The organism is Mycoplasma razini, assembly GCF_048076865.1.
Taxonomy (GTDB): Bacteria; Bacillota_I; Bacilli_A; order Mycoplasmatales; family Metamycoplasmataceae; genus Mycoplasmopsis.
The window spans coordinates 729,856-744,281 of record NZ_CP182212.1; the positions used below are offsets into that span (position 1 = coordinate 729,856).

A 14,426-nucleotide genomic window follows, 5' to 3' on the forward strand; every position below is an offset into this window, starting at 1 on the left:
TGTCGGCTCAGATAAATTATACACCATAATAATAAATAAAATAATTAAAATTCACCCAACATATGGTTAGGTGAATTGAATTTTTTTATAATCTATTTTTTAATTCTACAAAGTAATCAACATATTCTAAAGCAACATCGTGTAATGTGTAGCAGTTACATTCTTCATTTTGTCCAGCTACATTATCACATGCACATTCTTCTTTTACTTCTTCAGCAGTTTCACATGCACATTGTGCTGCAATTTCATCATGAGCAGCTGCTCTAGCAGCTTCAATTTCATTAACTCTTTTTGCAATGTTTTCTGAATCTAATTCTTTAAGTTGTTCTTGGTAAGCTAAGATAGCTGATGTTGATCTCTTTTCATCAACATGACGTTTTACTGTGTTTGCATTTGCATTAGCTTTACAGTTTCCACCACAGCATGCTCCACCAATTGGTTCCATAACATTTTCTTCTCTTGTTTCCATAGTTTCACAATTGCAATCATCTTCTTTAGCAACTTCTTCAACTACTTGAACCATTTCTTCTGTTGCTTGCATATCTTGTGCAACTTCTTCTTTTTCTTCATCACATTTACATTCAGCTTCTGTTGAGCATTTTTCTTCTACTTCAGCAGGGCATTCACAATTTTCTTCTGCTGGACATTGAGCTTCTGTTGAACATTGGCATTCAGCTTCTGAAGGACATTGACATTTTTCATCACAGTGACATTTTTTAGCAACAACGACTAATTCTTCAATAACTACAGGTTCTTTGTGTTTAATTTTTTCAATAATTACTTCTTCTGCAACTTCTTCCACAACTGGAACTTTGTTGAATTCTTCAAATTCTTCAGCTGTTAATTGTCATTGTCTTACGTGTTTACAGTTTCTAAAATTTCTAGAACATCTAAGGCATCTTTTCATATTATTCTCCGTTTCTTCTAAATCTACTTCTTCATATGTGGGTAATGAAACATATTGAATGATAAATTTTCTTGGTCTACTTGGGAATCTTCTCACAGGATATAACGCATGAGCACGAAGTACTCTGTGTTGGTTGTCCCTCGTTATTGAGTTTTCCATATATAAATTATATGTTTTTTCCTTGTTTTTTACTACAAAATTATTCTTTTTTGAATTTGAGTCATTTAACTCAGTATTTAAATTGTTGAAGTCATTTTCAACATGGTTATTTTGATAAGCTTCCTCTAAAAAACTTGGTTGATTATCATCTTGTCCAAATGGTTGATTTGCATCTTGTAATGCTTGATCCATTTTTGCAAGTTGCTCTTCTTTTTCATGTTCAATTTCTTCAAGTCTACGCTTAATTGAGTTATAAATATCAATCAATGTACGTTCTTGTTCTTCAATTGAACGATATGGATCCATTGGCATAGTTGCCAAGATTTGTTGGAAGACACTATCAGATCTCATTTCTTTAGTGATCAATGATTTCATTCCAATTCTATTTGAAAAGATTCTTAATAAAACACCATAAGCAATGTCGTCAATCATAGCATCAAAAGCTTTAGTTCCTTCTTCAGTATAAATTTGGTATGGATTCTTTTGTGAATATTGAACTAAATTAACATTTGAACGTAATTTGTCCATCTTATTAATGTGTGATTGTCATTTTTCGTCTAAAGTTTGTAAAATAGTTTCTTTGAGTAATGTTAAAATTTCGTCTTGACTTGCATTTTCAAAAGCATTTTCTTCTCATTGTTTATAAACTGTTAAAACAATATTTGCTATGTATTCAGGTAAATCACTTTCATGCACTTTAGAAATTTCGCCTAAGTCAAAATGGAATTTAATTAAACTTCCAATGTTTTCATTCAAGAAACTTACTAAGGCAGCATAGTTATATGTATTATTATGTAATCTATATTCACCTCTACGTACAATGCTGCGAGCTGCAGAAGCAATCATTCTTTGTACAATGAAGACAATATCTCTACTATATAGAATTAAATCTCTTTGAGCATAAATTAAATCACGTTGTTGTCTGATAACATCATCATAGTTAAGAACTGATTTACGAGAGTCATAGTTAAATCCTTCAATTTTCTTTTGAGCATGATTAAAAGCAAAACGTAATTGTTTATTAGTTACTTCTTTTCCTTTTGAATCTGCATAAGCTTCTTTAAAACTTTCGTAATTAGCAAATCTTTGCATTAATTGATCATCTATTGAAACATAAAACTTACTTGTACCAACATCACCTTGACGTCCAGAACGCCCTCTTAATTGGTTATCAATTCTTCTTGACTCAGCTTTATCAGTTCCAAGTACATATAAACCACCACGTGCTAAGGCCTCTGCTGAAGGTTTAATATCTGTTCCCCGACCAGCCATATTAGTTGCAATTGTAACCGAAGCAACCTCACCAGCATGAGAAATAATTTCAGCTTCTGAAGCATTTTGCTTTGCATTAAGCACAGTATGAGGAATACCACGATTGATAAGCATTTTGTGCACAATTTCTGAATCTTCAATTTGTGCGGTACCAACTAAAACAGGTTGACCCTTTTTGTATAGTTCAATAATTTTTTCAACAACAGCATTTCATTTATCTTGAGCTGTTGCAAAGATAGCATCTGGCTCATCAATTCTGGCAATTGGTTTATTAGTTGGAACTACATTTACCCGCATATTATAAATGTCAATAAATTCTTGTTCCTCTGTTTTACCTGTACCAGTCATTCCACAAAGTTTTTTAAACATTCTGAAAAAGTTTTGATAAGTAATGGTTGCGAGTGTTTTTGTTTCAGGTTCGATCTCAACCATTTCTTTAGCTTGAATAGCTTGTTGAAGTCCTTCTGAATAACTACGTCCATCCATAATACGTCCAGTGAAAGCATCAACTAACTCAATTTTTCCTTCACGGACAATGTATTCAACATCAATTCTCATGATTTTATGTGCTCTTAAAGCATTTTGCACAAGGTGTACAGTTTCTGAATTTTCAATATTGTAAAAATTAGGGGTATGATAAAACTTATTAGCTTTTTCGATACCTGCATGTGTTAAAGTTACAGCTTTAGATTCTTCATCAATTAAATAGTCGTTTTTATTTAATGTCCGTACAAATTGATCTGCTGCAAAATATGACGAAGTATCTTCAGCTTCCCCACCTGAAATAATTAAAGGAGTTTTTGCCTCATCAATTAAGATAGAATCAACCTCGTCAATTAAGCAGAATTGTAATCCACGTTGCACTTTTTCGCTTCCATCTTTAACCATGTTGTCTCTTAAATAGTCAAACCCTAATTCAGAGTGGACTGAATAAGTAATATCAGCTGCATAAGCTTGACGTTTATCAACTGGATTCATTTGTGCTTTATTAATTCCAACCGTTAAGCCTAAAAAGTTAAAAACTTCTCCCATTTCAATGGCGTCCCGTTCAGATAAGTATTCGTTAACTGTTGAAACAATTGCACCTTTTCCAAGTAAGGCATTTAAATAGACTGGTGCAATAGAAGTAATAGTTTTCCCTTCTCCTGTTTTCATTTCAGCAACTGATCCTAAATCTAAAAGCAATCCACCAAGAATTTGCACATCATATGGACGTTTACCTAAAACTCTTTTAGTTGCTTCACGAGCAACTGCAAACGCATCATTTCTGATGTCATCTAAGGTGTATCCTTGAGCCAATAAATCCTTGAAGAATTGAGTTTTTTCCTTCAATTCTTGGTCAGTAAATTTCTCAACAATAGTTTCTAATTGATTGATCTTTTTAAGTGATTTTTCTGCAATTCGCATTTCTGTAGTCTTAAGATCGAAAAATTTATTTAAATTACTCATAATGTTTAAATTATACTGACTTTTTATTTAAATAAACGGAATTATTAACTATTAAGAAGATAAAAACGTTTCTTAATATTATTTTTTAACTTTTAGCATAAACTAATGAAGAAAAAGCATCAATCTATTTAAGCAGATTGATGCTTTAACATAATTATTTTAATAATGATTCGAATTTATATTAGCTATATTTTATTTAATAAAACTTTCATCAAATACACCAATGTAAGGTAAGTTACGCAATTTTTCATCGTAATCAAGTCCAAAACCAACTAAGAATTCATCTGGTGCTAAAAATCCATAATGGTCAGCTTGAAAATCTACCTTGCGATTATAAGGTTTGTCCATTAAAGTTAGCACTTTTAAGCTATTTGGGTGTCTTTCTTTTAACATTGAACAGACTTTTTGTAGTGTAATTCCACTATCAATAATGTCTTCAACAATCAAGACATCTTTTCCTTCAATATCATTAGCTAAATCCATAATGATTTTTACACTTCCGCTGCTTGCATGTGAGCCCGCATATGTACTTACAATCATAAAATCTAGTTTATGATCAACTTCTACATTTTTGATTAATTGAGCTAAAAAAGGAATTGAACCTTTAAGTAACCCAACAATAATTAAATCATTAGAATCTTTATAAGTCTCATTAACTCAATTTGCACATTCCAAAATATGCTTTTCAATAAAAGCTTGGGTAAAAAGTACTTTTTTAACCATTGGATGTATTTTAGGTTGTTTGTTTTTATTAAATAATGGCATCATATTTTTCTTTATACTCCTCAATTAATTTAACTGCTTGAGCAAAGACCTCTTCTTCACTTAAAACATTAGTATTAATAATGGCGTATTTTATATTATATGTCTCAGCAATTTTAATAAAAGCTTCTTTATACACTTGATAAAGTTCCTTAAAATAAGCCTTATTTGCTTCATAGTTATCAATTTCAACTTTTCTACCACGAGCAAAAAGTCTTTTTTCAAAATTTTCATATGAAACATCTAGAAAAATAGCAAATTCTGGTAACTCATTTTGGCTGACTAAAACCTTAAATAAAGCATCATAAGCCTTCATTGCTTTAGGTGATAAATTTTTAAGGTTAACTAAAGCAAAAACATAGTGTTCAGCACTAAAACGATCCAAAAATAATAAGTCTTTTTTTGGATCCATATTTAGTTGATTAAATTTAGCAATAGCTTTATCAACATTAGCTAAATGATTTTCTACTACATAGGCTTGAAATGATAAATCTAAATTAGGTCTTTTTTCGTAAAATCAGTTTAGCATAGTAGTAAAAACTTCATCATTTTCTGAGTATTCTTCTAATAAGATAGAGTTTTTATAGTGTTCTAATAGTTTAGAAGTTAATGTGCTTTTTCCACTACTAATCATTCCAGAAATTCCAATAATCATACGCTTCTCCTTGCAGTCACAGTTATTAATATTTGTTTTATTATAAAGTAAATTCTAAGCTGTGATTTAAAAAAATCAAAATACTTATTTAGTATTTTGACTCCTTTCATAATTCTTGACAAGTTTTATTTTTAATTCACTTTAAAAATGGATATAAAGCAATTGAAACTACTTCTAAAACTCCTCATTCTACAAGCATATTAATTCAAATTAGTCCAAATCAAACTCTAGCATCCCCAATATTTAAATCTTTAAACTGAATTGTGATTAAAAGTGCAATTGAAACTAGCATTGTATTAAGCATAAATATACAAAATGCATAAATAGCTAATGAAACAATATTAAAGTTTCACAACTTGAATAATAAGTAATATAGTCCACATAGTATTATTCCCAAAAGTAACCTAGGAAAAAAGGATATGTAAACCAAATTAAAGATTGGAAATTGTAAAATAATTGATCCAATAAAAGATCACAAGCCAAAATTAAATGATGTTCACAAAATTCCTAGATATCCTAAATGAATGGATGCAATCAAAATAATAATTGGAATAGTGGTAATTGAAACTATTCCAATTGTAATGTATCCTGTGTATGGGACGAATGTAAAAACAATAGTTATAGCTAAATAAAGAGCTAAGTAAACAATTGTTTTGATATCTCATATATTGCTTTTGTTATGTTTCATAGGAAGTATTATATGATAAAAGTGTAATATTTAAAAATATATTTTTACTCCTATACAGAAGTTATAAAAGTTATGAAATTTTATAAAAAAGTTAAATTTTTCCTACTTTTAAATTCTTTATTAGATTTTTTATTTTTTAAGCTAAATACACTATTTTGAAAGGAGCAAAATAAAAAAATTTAGCTATACGCTAAATTCTACATTTTCAATTTTAACATTATATTTTGTTGCTGTATCAACTTCAACAATAGCACCAACTTCTTGACCTAGCATTGCTACTGCAAGAGGACTTTTGTTTGAAATTTTTCCATCAAATGGATCTGCATCGTGCACACCCATGATTGTAACTTTTTTTCTTTCTCCTGTTGCTACAACTGTGAATTCTACTGTTGAACCAATTGTTACAACTTCTTGACTTTGAGATTTTTCATTACCTTCAATTAAAATGGCATTATCAAGAATTTGTTCTAATTCTGAAATACGTCCTTCAATAGCACCTTGTTTATCTCTAGCTGCATCATATTCAGCGTTTTCTGATAAGTCACCTTGCGCTCTAGCTTCTTTTAAGGCTGCTTGGACAGCTGGTCTTTCAACATTAATTAAATGTTCATATTCTTTTTTATATTTATCTAATGTTTCTTGTGATAAATATACTTTACCTTGTTGTTCTGTGTTTTGCATAACAATCCTCTTTCTAATTTACTATATTTTACCTTATTATTTTTTAACAATAAATAGATATTTTGAACTTATGTATGAGACTTCATAAGGCATATCAGTCATTTTAAGATAGCTTATCATACGTTTAACTTCACTTTTAGGATTAGCGAATGAAACTAATATCATTCCTTTATGTAGTTTTTTATTAAATTTATCAAAAATATCATTAATGTCACCTTTAGCATTCATAATTACTAAGCAATCAATTTCTTCACCATTATATAAATTAATTGGATTAGGAAAATGATCTGGGAATTTTAATCTAAGGTCTTCTAAATTGTCATATTGAACTTCTTTATCATAAACATAGGTGTTTGCTTTTACTTTTCCAGCAATTGCAGCAACTGGAAATAAATCTTTTTGATTTATGATAACAATATTCTTATATTCATTACGATAAATGGTATTAATAATTCCTTCAATATCTAAATCATTTGAGCTTGATTTTAAGTAGTCTTTTAATTCATATGGTAATTCACCAATATTATTTCTCAAAGCTTGAATTTGAATCATAGCTTCTTCTTGAGTTTTCTTTAACATTTTATTTCTCATTTTACGAGCTAATACTTGCATTGTAATATAGACAGCTAATCCAAGTACTGCAAGTATAACTGCCGAGATAGCTAAAGCCATTCTTGCTTCTGATGTCATTATTTACCTCACTTATTTTGATAATAATCTAAATAGTCTTGCAAAATAATTAATGCAGCTAATTGATCTTTTTTCGCTTTACGCTTTTGTTGTGTTAATCCAGCAGCCATCATCGCTTCATTTGCACGCTTTGTTGAATATTGTTCATTAACAAATAAAACAGGTAACTTAAAACGTTGTATTAGTTTTTCTTTAAATTCTTCAACCATGTAGGTGCGTTCGCTTTTATCACCACTGATTTTTAATGGATAGCCTAATACAATGCCATCAATTTTGTTTTTATATTGGTTTAGATAAAATTCAACCCTGTTTAATGCTGCCTCAAAGTCATTTTCAGCAAACATGAAGTTTTCAAGGCCACTTGCAATAATTTCACTTTCATCTGTTATTGCAAAGCCACAACTTTTAGTTCCTAAATCTAGTCCTAATTTTCTCATACTAATTCTTCTTGCATGTAGCTTAATAAATCATCAGTGTTAGCAACTTTACCCATTGATAAAATTGCATTACCTCCACCACGACCATTAAGTTTTTTGAATAATTGTTGAGCAATTGAATTTGAGTTGTATTTCTTTGAAGCAACTACTAGCATTGGATTATTTTCACTTGATGTAAGAATGATTAAAATATCTTGATATTTTTCTCTTAAGGTGGAAGCAACTGTTTTAATATTTGCTTTATCCACATCTTGATTTAAGTATACTTTATGTCCATTAATATCTAAAAGTTCAATATTGTCATAATCAAATTCAAAACTGTTTGCAAGTTCTTTTTGAATTTTCTTATTATCTTCTTTTAAAGTTTCTAATGTAGCTTGTAAATAATCAATTGCAGCTTCTTTATCTTCTGGAATGTTTAATTCATATGTGTAATCTTTGTTTAACTTAACATTCTTTTCAAGCATCTTTTCAACTTCAGCAATACCTTTATTAACTTCTTCTTCTAAGTATTCATTAACTAAAGCATTAGAAGAAATAGCTCTAATTCTGTATACTCCTGCTGCTTTTTTATCAACATTAGTGATCTTAAAGTTTTCAAGTTTAGCTGTATTTGAAAGGTGTGTTCCACCACAAAGGTCTGCTGTAATACCATCAAATTTTACAATACGTACATTTTGTGGATTCATGTATTCAGATTCCTCAAGGGTCATAATTGCACCTAATTCTTTGGCTTGTTCAGTTGTCATTTGCAAGTAATCACGTTTTGCATCTTGAGCAATATAACTACGTACAAGGCGTTCAACAGCTTTAATTTGCTCATCAGTTGGTCTACTGTCAGCTGGTAAATCAAATGTTAAACGTTCTTCGTTATTGTCTGAACCAAGTTGTTTAATTTGATTTCCAAGAACATTTCTTAAAGCACAGAACATTAAGTGAGTTCCTGAGTGGTTTCTTTCAAGACCTAAACGAATAGTTTCATCAACAAAGCATTCAACAGGTAAGCCTTTAGAAATTTTTCCCTCAACTTTATGAATATGGTTACCAAATTTATCTTTGAATACATCTAGAATTAAGATTTTTTCATTTCCTTGTTGCATGTATCCACGATCATGTTTTTGACCACCACTTGTTGCATAAAATGGTGTTTCTTTAAGTACAACATAAGCAATTCCGTTTGCACTTGTTACTTCTTTTTCTGTGTCTAATAAGTATAAAATTTCACTTACATTATGTGTTGTACTGTAACCAACAAAGTTATCTACTTTAGATTTTAATATAGTTAAAGAGTTAATAACTTTATCCATACCAGATAATTTGGCATTTCTTGAAGCATCAGCATGTTCTTTTTTAGCTTTTTCATAGCCATCATAATCAATCTTAATATTTTTTTGTTCAAGAATTTCAGCTGTTAATTCAACTGGGAATCCATAAGTTTCAAATAATTTGAAAGCAACATCACCAGGGAAAATAACAATATCGTCATTTAGGTAATTATTTAATAAGTTTTTACCATTTTCAATGGTACGTGAGAATGTTAATTCCTCATCTTTAATAATTTGTTTAATAGGTTCTACTTCATATTCAAAAGGTAAACTAGCTTTAACAACATCAACTAATTTATATAAAAATGGTTCATAAATTTTTAATTGCATTGCTTTATAAACACTTCTACGAATTAGTCTTCTTAAAATATACCCTCTACCAACATTAGATGGTTTTGCTCCATCAGCAATAGCATTTGTTACTGTACGCATATGATCAGCAATAACTTTAAAACATGAATTGATAAACATTTGTTCAGGTTCTTTTGTAAAGTAATTGTTAATGTCATAACTAAATTCAGTAAACTTTTCAATTTCATGAATAATAGGTAGGAATAAGTCTGTATCAAAGTTAGTTGGAGCGTCTTGCATAATTGAAACAATTCTTTCTAATCCTGCTCCGGTATCAATATTTTTTTGTTTTAATTCTGTATATTCGCCTTCACCATTAGAGTTATATGTTGAAAATACAATGTTTCAAATTTCAATGTAACGATCATTTTCTAAATCTTCTTTTAATAATTCAATTCCCCGAGCATCGTATTTTTCTCCACGATCATAGAAAATTTCTGTGTTAGGTCCACAAGGTCCTGATCCAACTTCTCAAAAGTTAGTGTCTTTGCTTCCAGGTATCATGTGATCTTCAGCAAATCCATGTGACATTCATTCGTTTTTAGTTTCTAAATCTTCATAGTAATATGTGAAGTAAAGTTTTTCTTTATCTAACTTAAGCACATCAAGTAAAAATTCACTTGCAAAGGCAATTGCTTCTTTCTTAAAATAATCCCCAATTGAAAAGTTACCAAGCATTTCAAAGAATGTATGGTGACGTGCTGTAATTCCTACATTTTCAATATCGTTTGTTCTAATAGCTTTTTGAGAGTTTGTTAGTCTCTTTGCAGGAGCTACTTTTTTACCAGCAAAATAATCTTTTAAAGTAGCAACCCCACTGTTAATTCATAAAAGTGAAGGGTCATTATGTGGCACCAAACTTTTTGAAGGTACAATAAAGTGACCTTTTGATTCAAAAAATGATAATCACTTTTCTCTAATTTCTTTTGAATTCATAAAAACCTCTTTTTTAAATGTAATCTTTCTTTATATTATCCATATATATTTCATCAATAATGGCTCCACCAATACATTTGTCACCATCATATAATACAACTTGTTGCCCAGGAGTTACTGCTGAAGCAGTTTCAGGATAGAACACTTTTATTTTGTGATCACTTAAAAACTCTACTGAAACTTTGATGTCTTTTTGTCTATATCTAAATTTAGCAGATAAGTTTTCAGGATTAAAATCTGTGTTATTTAATGTCAAGTTAGTTGCTAGTAAGCTGTTTGAAATTAAATATTCAGGTCTAGAGTTAGGAGCAACATATAAAATATTTTGTCTTACATCATGCCCACAAACATAATAAGGCTCACTCATTCCGCCTAGATTAAGTCCTTTTCTTTGACCAATTGTGTAATAGAAGCATCCCATATGTCTTCCAAGTTTTTTGCCAGTAGTGATATCAATAATATCACCTTCTTGTGCAGGAATATAGTTTTGTAAAAACTGTCCAAAATTTCTTTCACCAATAAAGCAAATTCCTGTGGAATCCTTTTTAGTTGCAGTAACTAAATTAAGACGTTTAGCAATTTCCCTAATTTCAGGTTTAGTCAATTTAGCAAGTGGCATAATTACTTTTTCAAGTTGTTCATGTGTTAGTTGTGCTAAGAAATATGTTTGATCTTTATCTTGGTCAGCAGCACGATATAAATGTCCATTTTGTACATTAGCATAATGACCCATTGCAATATAATCAGCTTTTAATTCATTAAATGCATATTTAGCAAAGGCATTAAATTTAATGTACTTGTTACATAAAATGTCCGGATTAGGTGTACGACCTTTTTTGTATTCTTCAATAAAGTTTTCAAATACATTATCTCAGTATTCTTTAACAAAGTCTGCACGGAACAGAGGAATATCTAATGCTTTAGCTACTTCTTGGGCATCTTGATAATCTTTTTCTTGTGGGCAGACATCTTGCGAAATATCAGCATTACCTAAAATATCATTATTAACAATACTGTCTCAGTTACGCATAAATAGTCCAACTACATCATAACCTTGTTGTTTTAAAATGTAGGCAGCAACTGATGAATCAACTCCTCCTGACATTCCAATAACTACTCTTTTTGTCATAAATATTCCTCCTTAATGTATTGTTATTAAATTTATAAATAAATTTTATAACAATATCACATTTTGCACAACTATATCAGTGCAAAACTCAATTTTTTTCATTCCTTATTCATAGGCATAAAAATATATCACACATACTTAAGGTGTGATATAAATTAGATTTTAGAAAATTAATTGTCTAGTTTGATTTTCATAATTTCAATTTTATTTCGAACTAAATCATCTTCAAATTCAAAGATTCTACTTAGCTCAGTTTCTAATTTGCTTGCTTCTTCAACACTTGGTTTTGTAACTGGTTCTTTTGGCGCAAATAATTCACATGTTTCATTAGCTTGAATAATTGAAATATTATATGTACCAATTTTCTTTGCTATATCAATAATTTCATTTTTGTCATATGTTAATAATGGACGTAAAATTTGTCTTTGACAAGCTGCACCAATGGTACTTAATGATTCTAAAGTTTGTGATGCTACTTGTCCTAAATTGTCACCATTAGAAATTGCCATTTGCCCATATTTATCACAAATTTGATCAGCAATTCTATAAAAACTTCTACGCATTAAAGTGATTTTGTATGATTCACGTGAAACAAATGAAATGTAATTCATTAAGTTAGCATAATTTGCTATTAATAAATTAGAAGTTACTTGATATTGGTTTAAGACTTTAACTAAATTAGCAATTTTTTCAATTGTTCTTTCATCAGTTTGTGGTGGTGTTATAAAAGTTAAAAAGTCTACTTTAATCCCACGTTTCATCATTTTAAAAGCTGCAATTGGTGAATCAAATCCTCCAGAAATCAAGTGCAATACTTTTCCAGATACACCAACAGGTAAGCCACCTAATCCATCATAATATTCTGAAAACATATAAGTTCTACCATTTCTAACTTCAACATAAAAAGTTTGGTCAGGATTGTGCACATCAACTTTTAAATTAGTGTTTTTTAAGATTTCTCCACCTAAAATGTGGTTAATTTGGTCTGAAGAATATTGGAATTGTTTATAGTTTCTTCTTGCTGCAATTTTAAAAGTTTTAGTATCTGGTTTAACTAATTTTAAAGCAGTAGTCTTAAATACTTCAATATCATTATCCACCACTGCTACAGGAGAAAATGAACTAATACCAAAGACATAGTTTAATTTTTCCATATTGTGTTCAGAATATGATAGATACATTCTATCAAATTCGACTTGAGGTGCTTCACCAACAATATGTTTAATATTATTAGCAAGTGTGTTAATAAATGTTTTACGATTTTTCTTCTTTAGGACTAATTCCCCATATCTAATCAAAATTTTAGCGTACATATTTCTCCTTAATTAAGAATCTTTTAATTGTTTGATAAGATTCTTGATAGTTATTATTTTGCTCGATTTGAATTCGAGTTTGATTAATTAATTCTTTATAAGCATTAATTTTTTCTCCATCAATTAAAAAACGATGGTTGCTTGCAACTTCACGGCAGATTGCATCATACATTTCATGATACTTTTCATTAATTGCTATTTTGCGAACTAAACTTGCTAGTTGATGAATAAAATCATTTCAAATTAATTCATGTTTTGTTCAACTTTTATATTTTTTAATATTACTTTCAAATTGTTCTTTCAAGATTTTTTTAATCTCAAGCGTTTCAGAATCATTAATTAAATGATCATTTTCAATGACTTGAAAATAGGTTTCAACAGCTTTGGCAAGGTCTTGATTTCTTTGTAATTTCATGGCTGAAACATGATAATTTTCTAAATTATAATTTAAATAAGCATCATCAAAAGTTTTAACTGTTTCTAAAAAACTTTTGATTGCTTTTAAGATATCAGTTAGGCTAGTTGCATTTTTAATTGCAATAACTTTTGAATCCAAATGTGAATAGGCTTTATTTAATTTATTTGTTTCCTTGCTCACTTTTTGAAAAATTAATTTACGGGTATTGAATAATTCTGACAAATCTTTTTGAACTAAATTTAAAAATGCTTTGATATTAAGATTTAAAAGTGTTCCATTATAAACTTTTCAATATGCATCATAAATTTTTTCAATATTATTAGCTAACTTAATTGAATCAAATTCAAATCAACTGTTCTTAAGCTTCTCTAAATGTTTATACAAGCTTTTATATTCTTCAATAATTTTAGTATTAGTTTCTTTTTTGATTGCATTTGTTAGCTCATTAGGCAATGCATTAAATAAATAATATTCAATTTTTCTAGCTCCAATAATTAAGTTGTTAAGATCATTTAAGCGTTCTTTTAAATCATCAATTTTAGTATCAGCTTGAGAGAATTGACCTTTGTATTTTGAGTTATCTAATTCATTTAAACGCTTAGCCATTTTTTGAACTTTTTCAGTTAAAATAGGGTTTAAATTTTGAGTAATTACTTTATTTTTATTCAAAACATCTTTGTAGTGTTCAACTATTTCTAAGTAATTTGTAAAGACATCATCAATTAATTTTCAATCAATATAAAATTCGCTAGAAATTTTATGAAATTGATCGCATTTTTCTTTATATTTAGCTATTAAACGTCTGAGAACTTTCCGTTCTTTTGCTACTTTGAAAAATTTCTTATCATCAATTAGACCACTTAAATTTGCAAGATGTTGTAAGATAGTATCTTTATGTTGGCAAATATCTTGATTAATAACTTTTAAATTATCACATATTGGCTCAAACTTCTTATCATTAGCAGATAAGATAGCACATTTTTGGATAGTGTTTTTATTTTCAGTGTTATTACGTTGTAAATTAATCCGCAAATCTGCGATATATGAGGAACTCTTCTTGAAATAAATATTTCTAATTAGAATAATTGAAAGGATCAGTATTAATAATACTGCGATCACAACAAACACAATAAAGAATGCTAAAACTGTTGTATTATGTTTTTCCATGTTCCTTCCTTTATTTTTAATTATTAATAATTAAAGTTTATCAAAGTTTTACTTTTATCTTTTTAAATAAAGAAAAAACTCCAAAGT

11 protein-coding genes are annotated in these 14,426 nt (G+C 29.1%); all 11 read right to left on the reverse strand.

Translation table 4 applies throughout. From position 1 onward, the window contains the following. Nucleotides 1-85: 85 nt before the first annotated feature. A complete protein-coding gene (secA, locus tag ACM0L0_RS02865) occupies nucleotides 86-3,787 on the reverse strand; it encodes a preprotein translocase subunit SecA (RefSeq protein WP_416738473.1) in 3,702 nt (1,233 codons plus the stop codon). A gap of 192 nt (nucleotides 3,788-3,979) precedes the next feature. Continuing rightward, on the reverse strand, nucleotides 3,980-4,555 hold the full coding sequence (gene hpt / locus ACM0L0_RS02870; RefSeq protein ID WP_416738474.1) for a hypoxanthine phosphoribosyltransferase: 576 nt from the start codon (nucleotides 4,553-4,555) through the stop codon (nucleotides 3,980-3,982). After that, the gene (locus tag ACM0L0_RS02875; protein WP_416738475.1) at nucleotides 4,539-5,204 is read right to left on the reverse strand and encodes a deoxynucleoside kinase; all 666 of its coding nucleotides are present in this window, start codon (nucleotides 5,202-5,204) and stop codon (nucleotides 4,539-4,541) included. The genes hpt and ACM0L0_RS02875 overlap by 17 nt, the downstream gene beginning before the upstream one ends. Nucleotides 5,205-5,292: 88 nt before the next feature. Further along, a complete protein-coding gene (locus ACM0L0_RS02880) occupies nucleotides 5,293-5,892 on the reverse strand; it encodes a hypothetical protein (RefSeq protein ID WP_416738476.1) in 600 nt (199 codons plus the stop codon). Nucleotides 5,893-6,075: 183 nt separating this feature from the next. Next, nucleotides 6,076-6,573: a transcription elongation factor GreA gene (gene greA / locus ACM0L0_RS02885; RefSeq protein ID WP_416738477.1), complete on the reverse strand. Its 498-nt coding sequence runs from the start codon at nucleotides 6,571-6,573 to the stop codon at nucleotides 6,076-6,078. A 36-nt stretch (nucleotides 6,574-6,609) separates the two neighbouring features. Continuing rightward, entirely contained in the window at nucleotides 6,610-7,263 is a 654-nt protein-coding gene (locus ACM0L0_RS02890) for a BC85_0335 family putative methyltransferase (protein ID WP_416738478.1), read from the reverse strand. Then, nucleotides 7,263-7,700 (reverse strand): Holliday junction resolvase RuvX, encoded by a 438-nt coding sequence (gene ruvX, locus ACM0L0_RS02895; protein WP_416738479.1) that lies wholly within the window; start codon nucleotides 7,698-7,700, stop codon nucleotides 7,263-7,265. The genes ACM0L0_RS02890 and ruvX overlap by 1 nt, the downstream gene beginning before the upstream one ends. Beyond that, on the reverse strand, nucleotides 7,688-10,312 hold the full coding sequence (alaS, locus tag ACM0L0_RS02900) for an alanine--tRNA ligase (RefSeq protein WP_416738480.1): 2,625 nt from the start codon (nucleotides 10,310-10,312) through the stop codon (nucleotides 7,688-7,690). Before alaS ends, ruvX begins: the two co-directional genes overlap by 13 nt. 13 nt (nucleotides 10,313-10,325) lie before the next feature. Beyond that, nucleotides 10,326-11,441 carry a tRNA 2-thiouridine(34) synthase MnmA gene (gene mnmA / locus ACM0L0_RS02905; RefSeq protein ID WP_416738481.1) on the reverse strand — a complete coding sequence of 372 codons (1,116 nt, stop codon included), beginning with the start codon at nucleotides 11,439-11,441 and terminating at the stop codon, nucleotides 10,326-10,328. Between the two features lie 170 nt (nucleotides 11,442-11,611). Further along, the gene (gene thiI / locus ACM0L0_RS02910) at nucleotides 11,612-12,754 is read right to left on the reverse strand and encodes a tRNA uracil 4-sulfurtransferase ThiI (RefSeq protein WP_416738482.1); all 1,143 of its coding nucleotides are present in this window, start codon (nucleotides 12,752-12,754) and stop codon (nucleotides 11,612-11,614) included. Beyond that, nucleotides 12,744-14,339 carry a hypothetical protein gene (locus ACM0L0_RS02915; protein WP_416738483.1) on the reverse strand — a complete coding sequence of 532 codons (1,596 nt, stop codon included), beginning with the start codon at nucleotides 14,337-14,339 and terminating at the stop codon, nucleotides 12,744-12,746. The genes thiI and ACM0L0_RS02915 overlap by 11 nt, the downstream gene beginning before the upstream one ends. Nucleotides 14,340-14,426 lie beyond the last annotated feature (87 nt).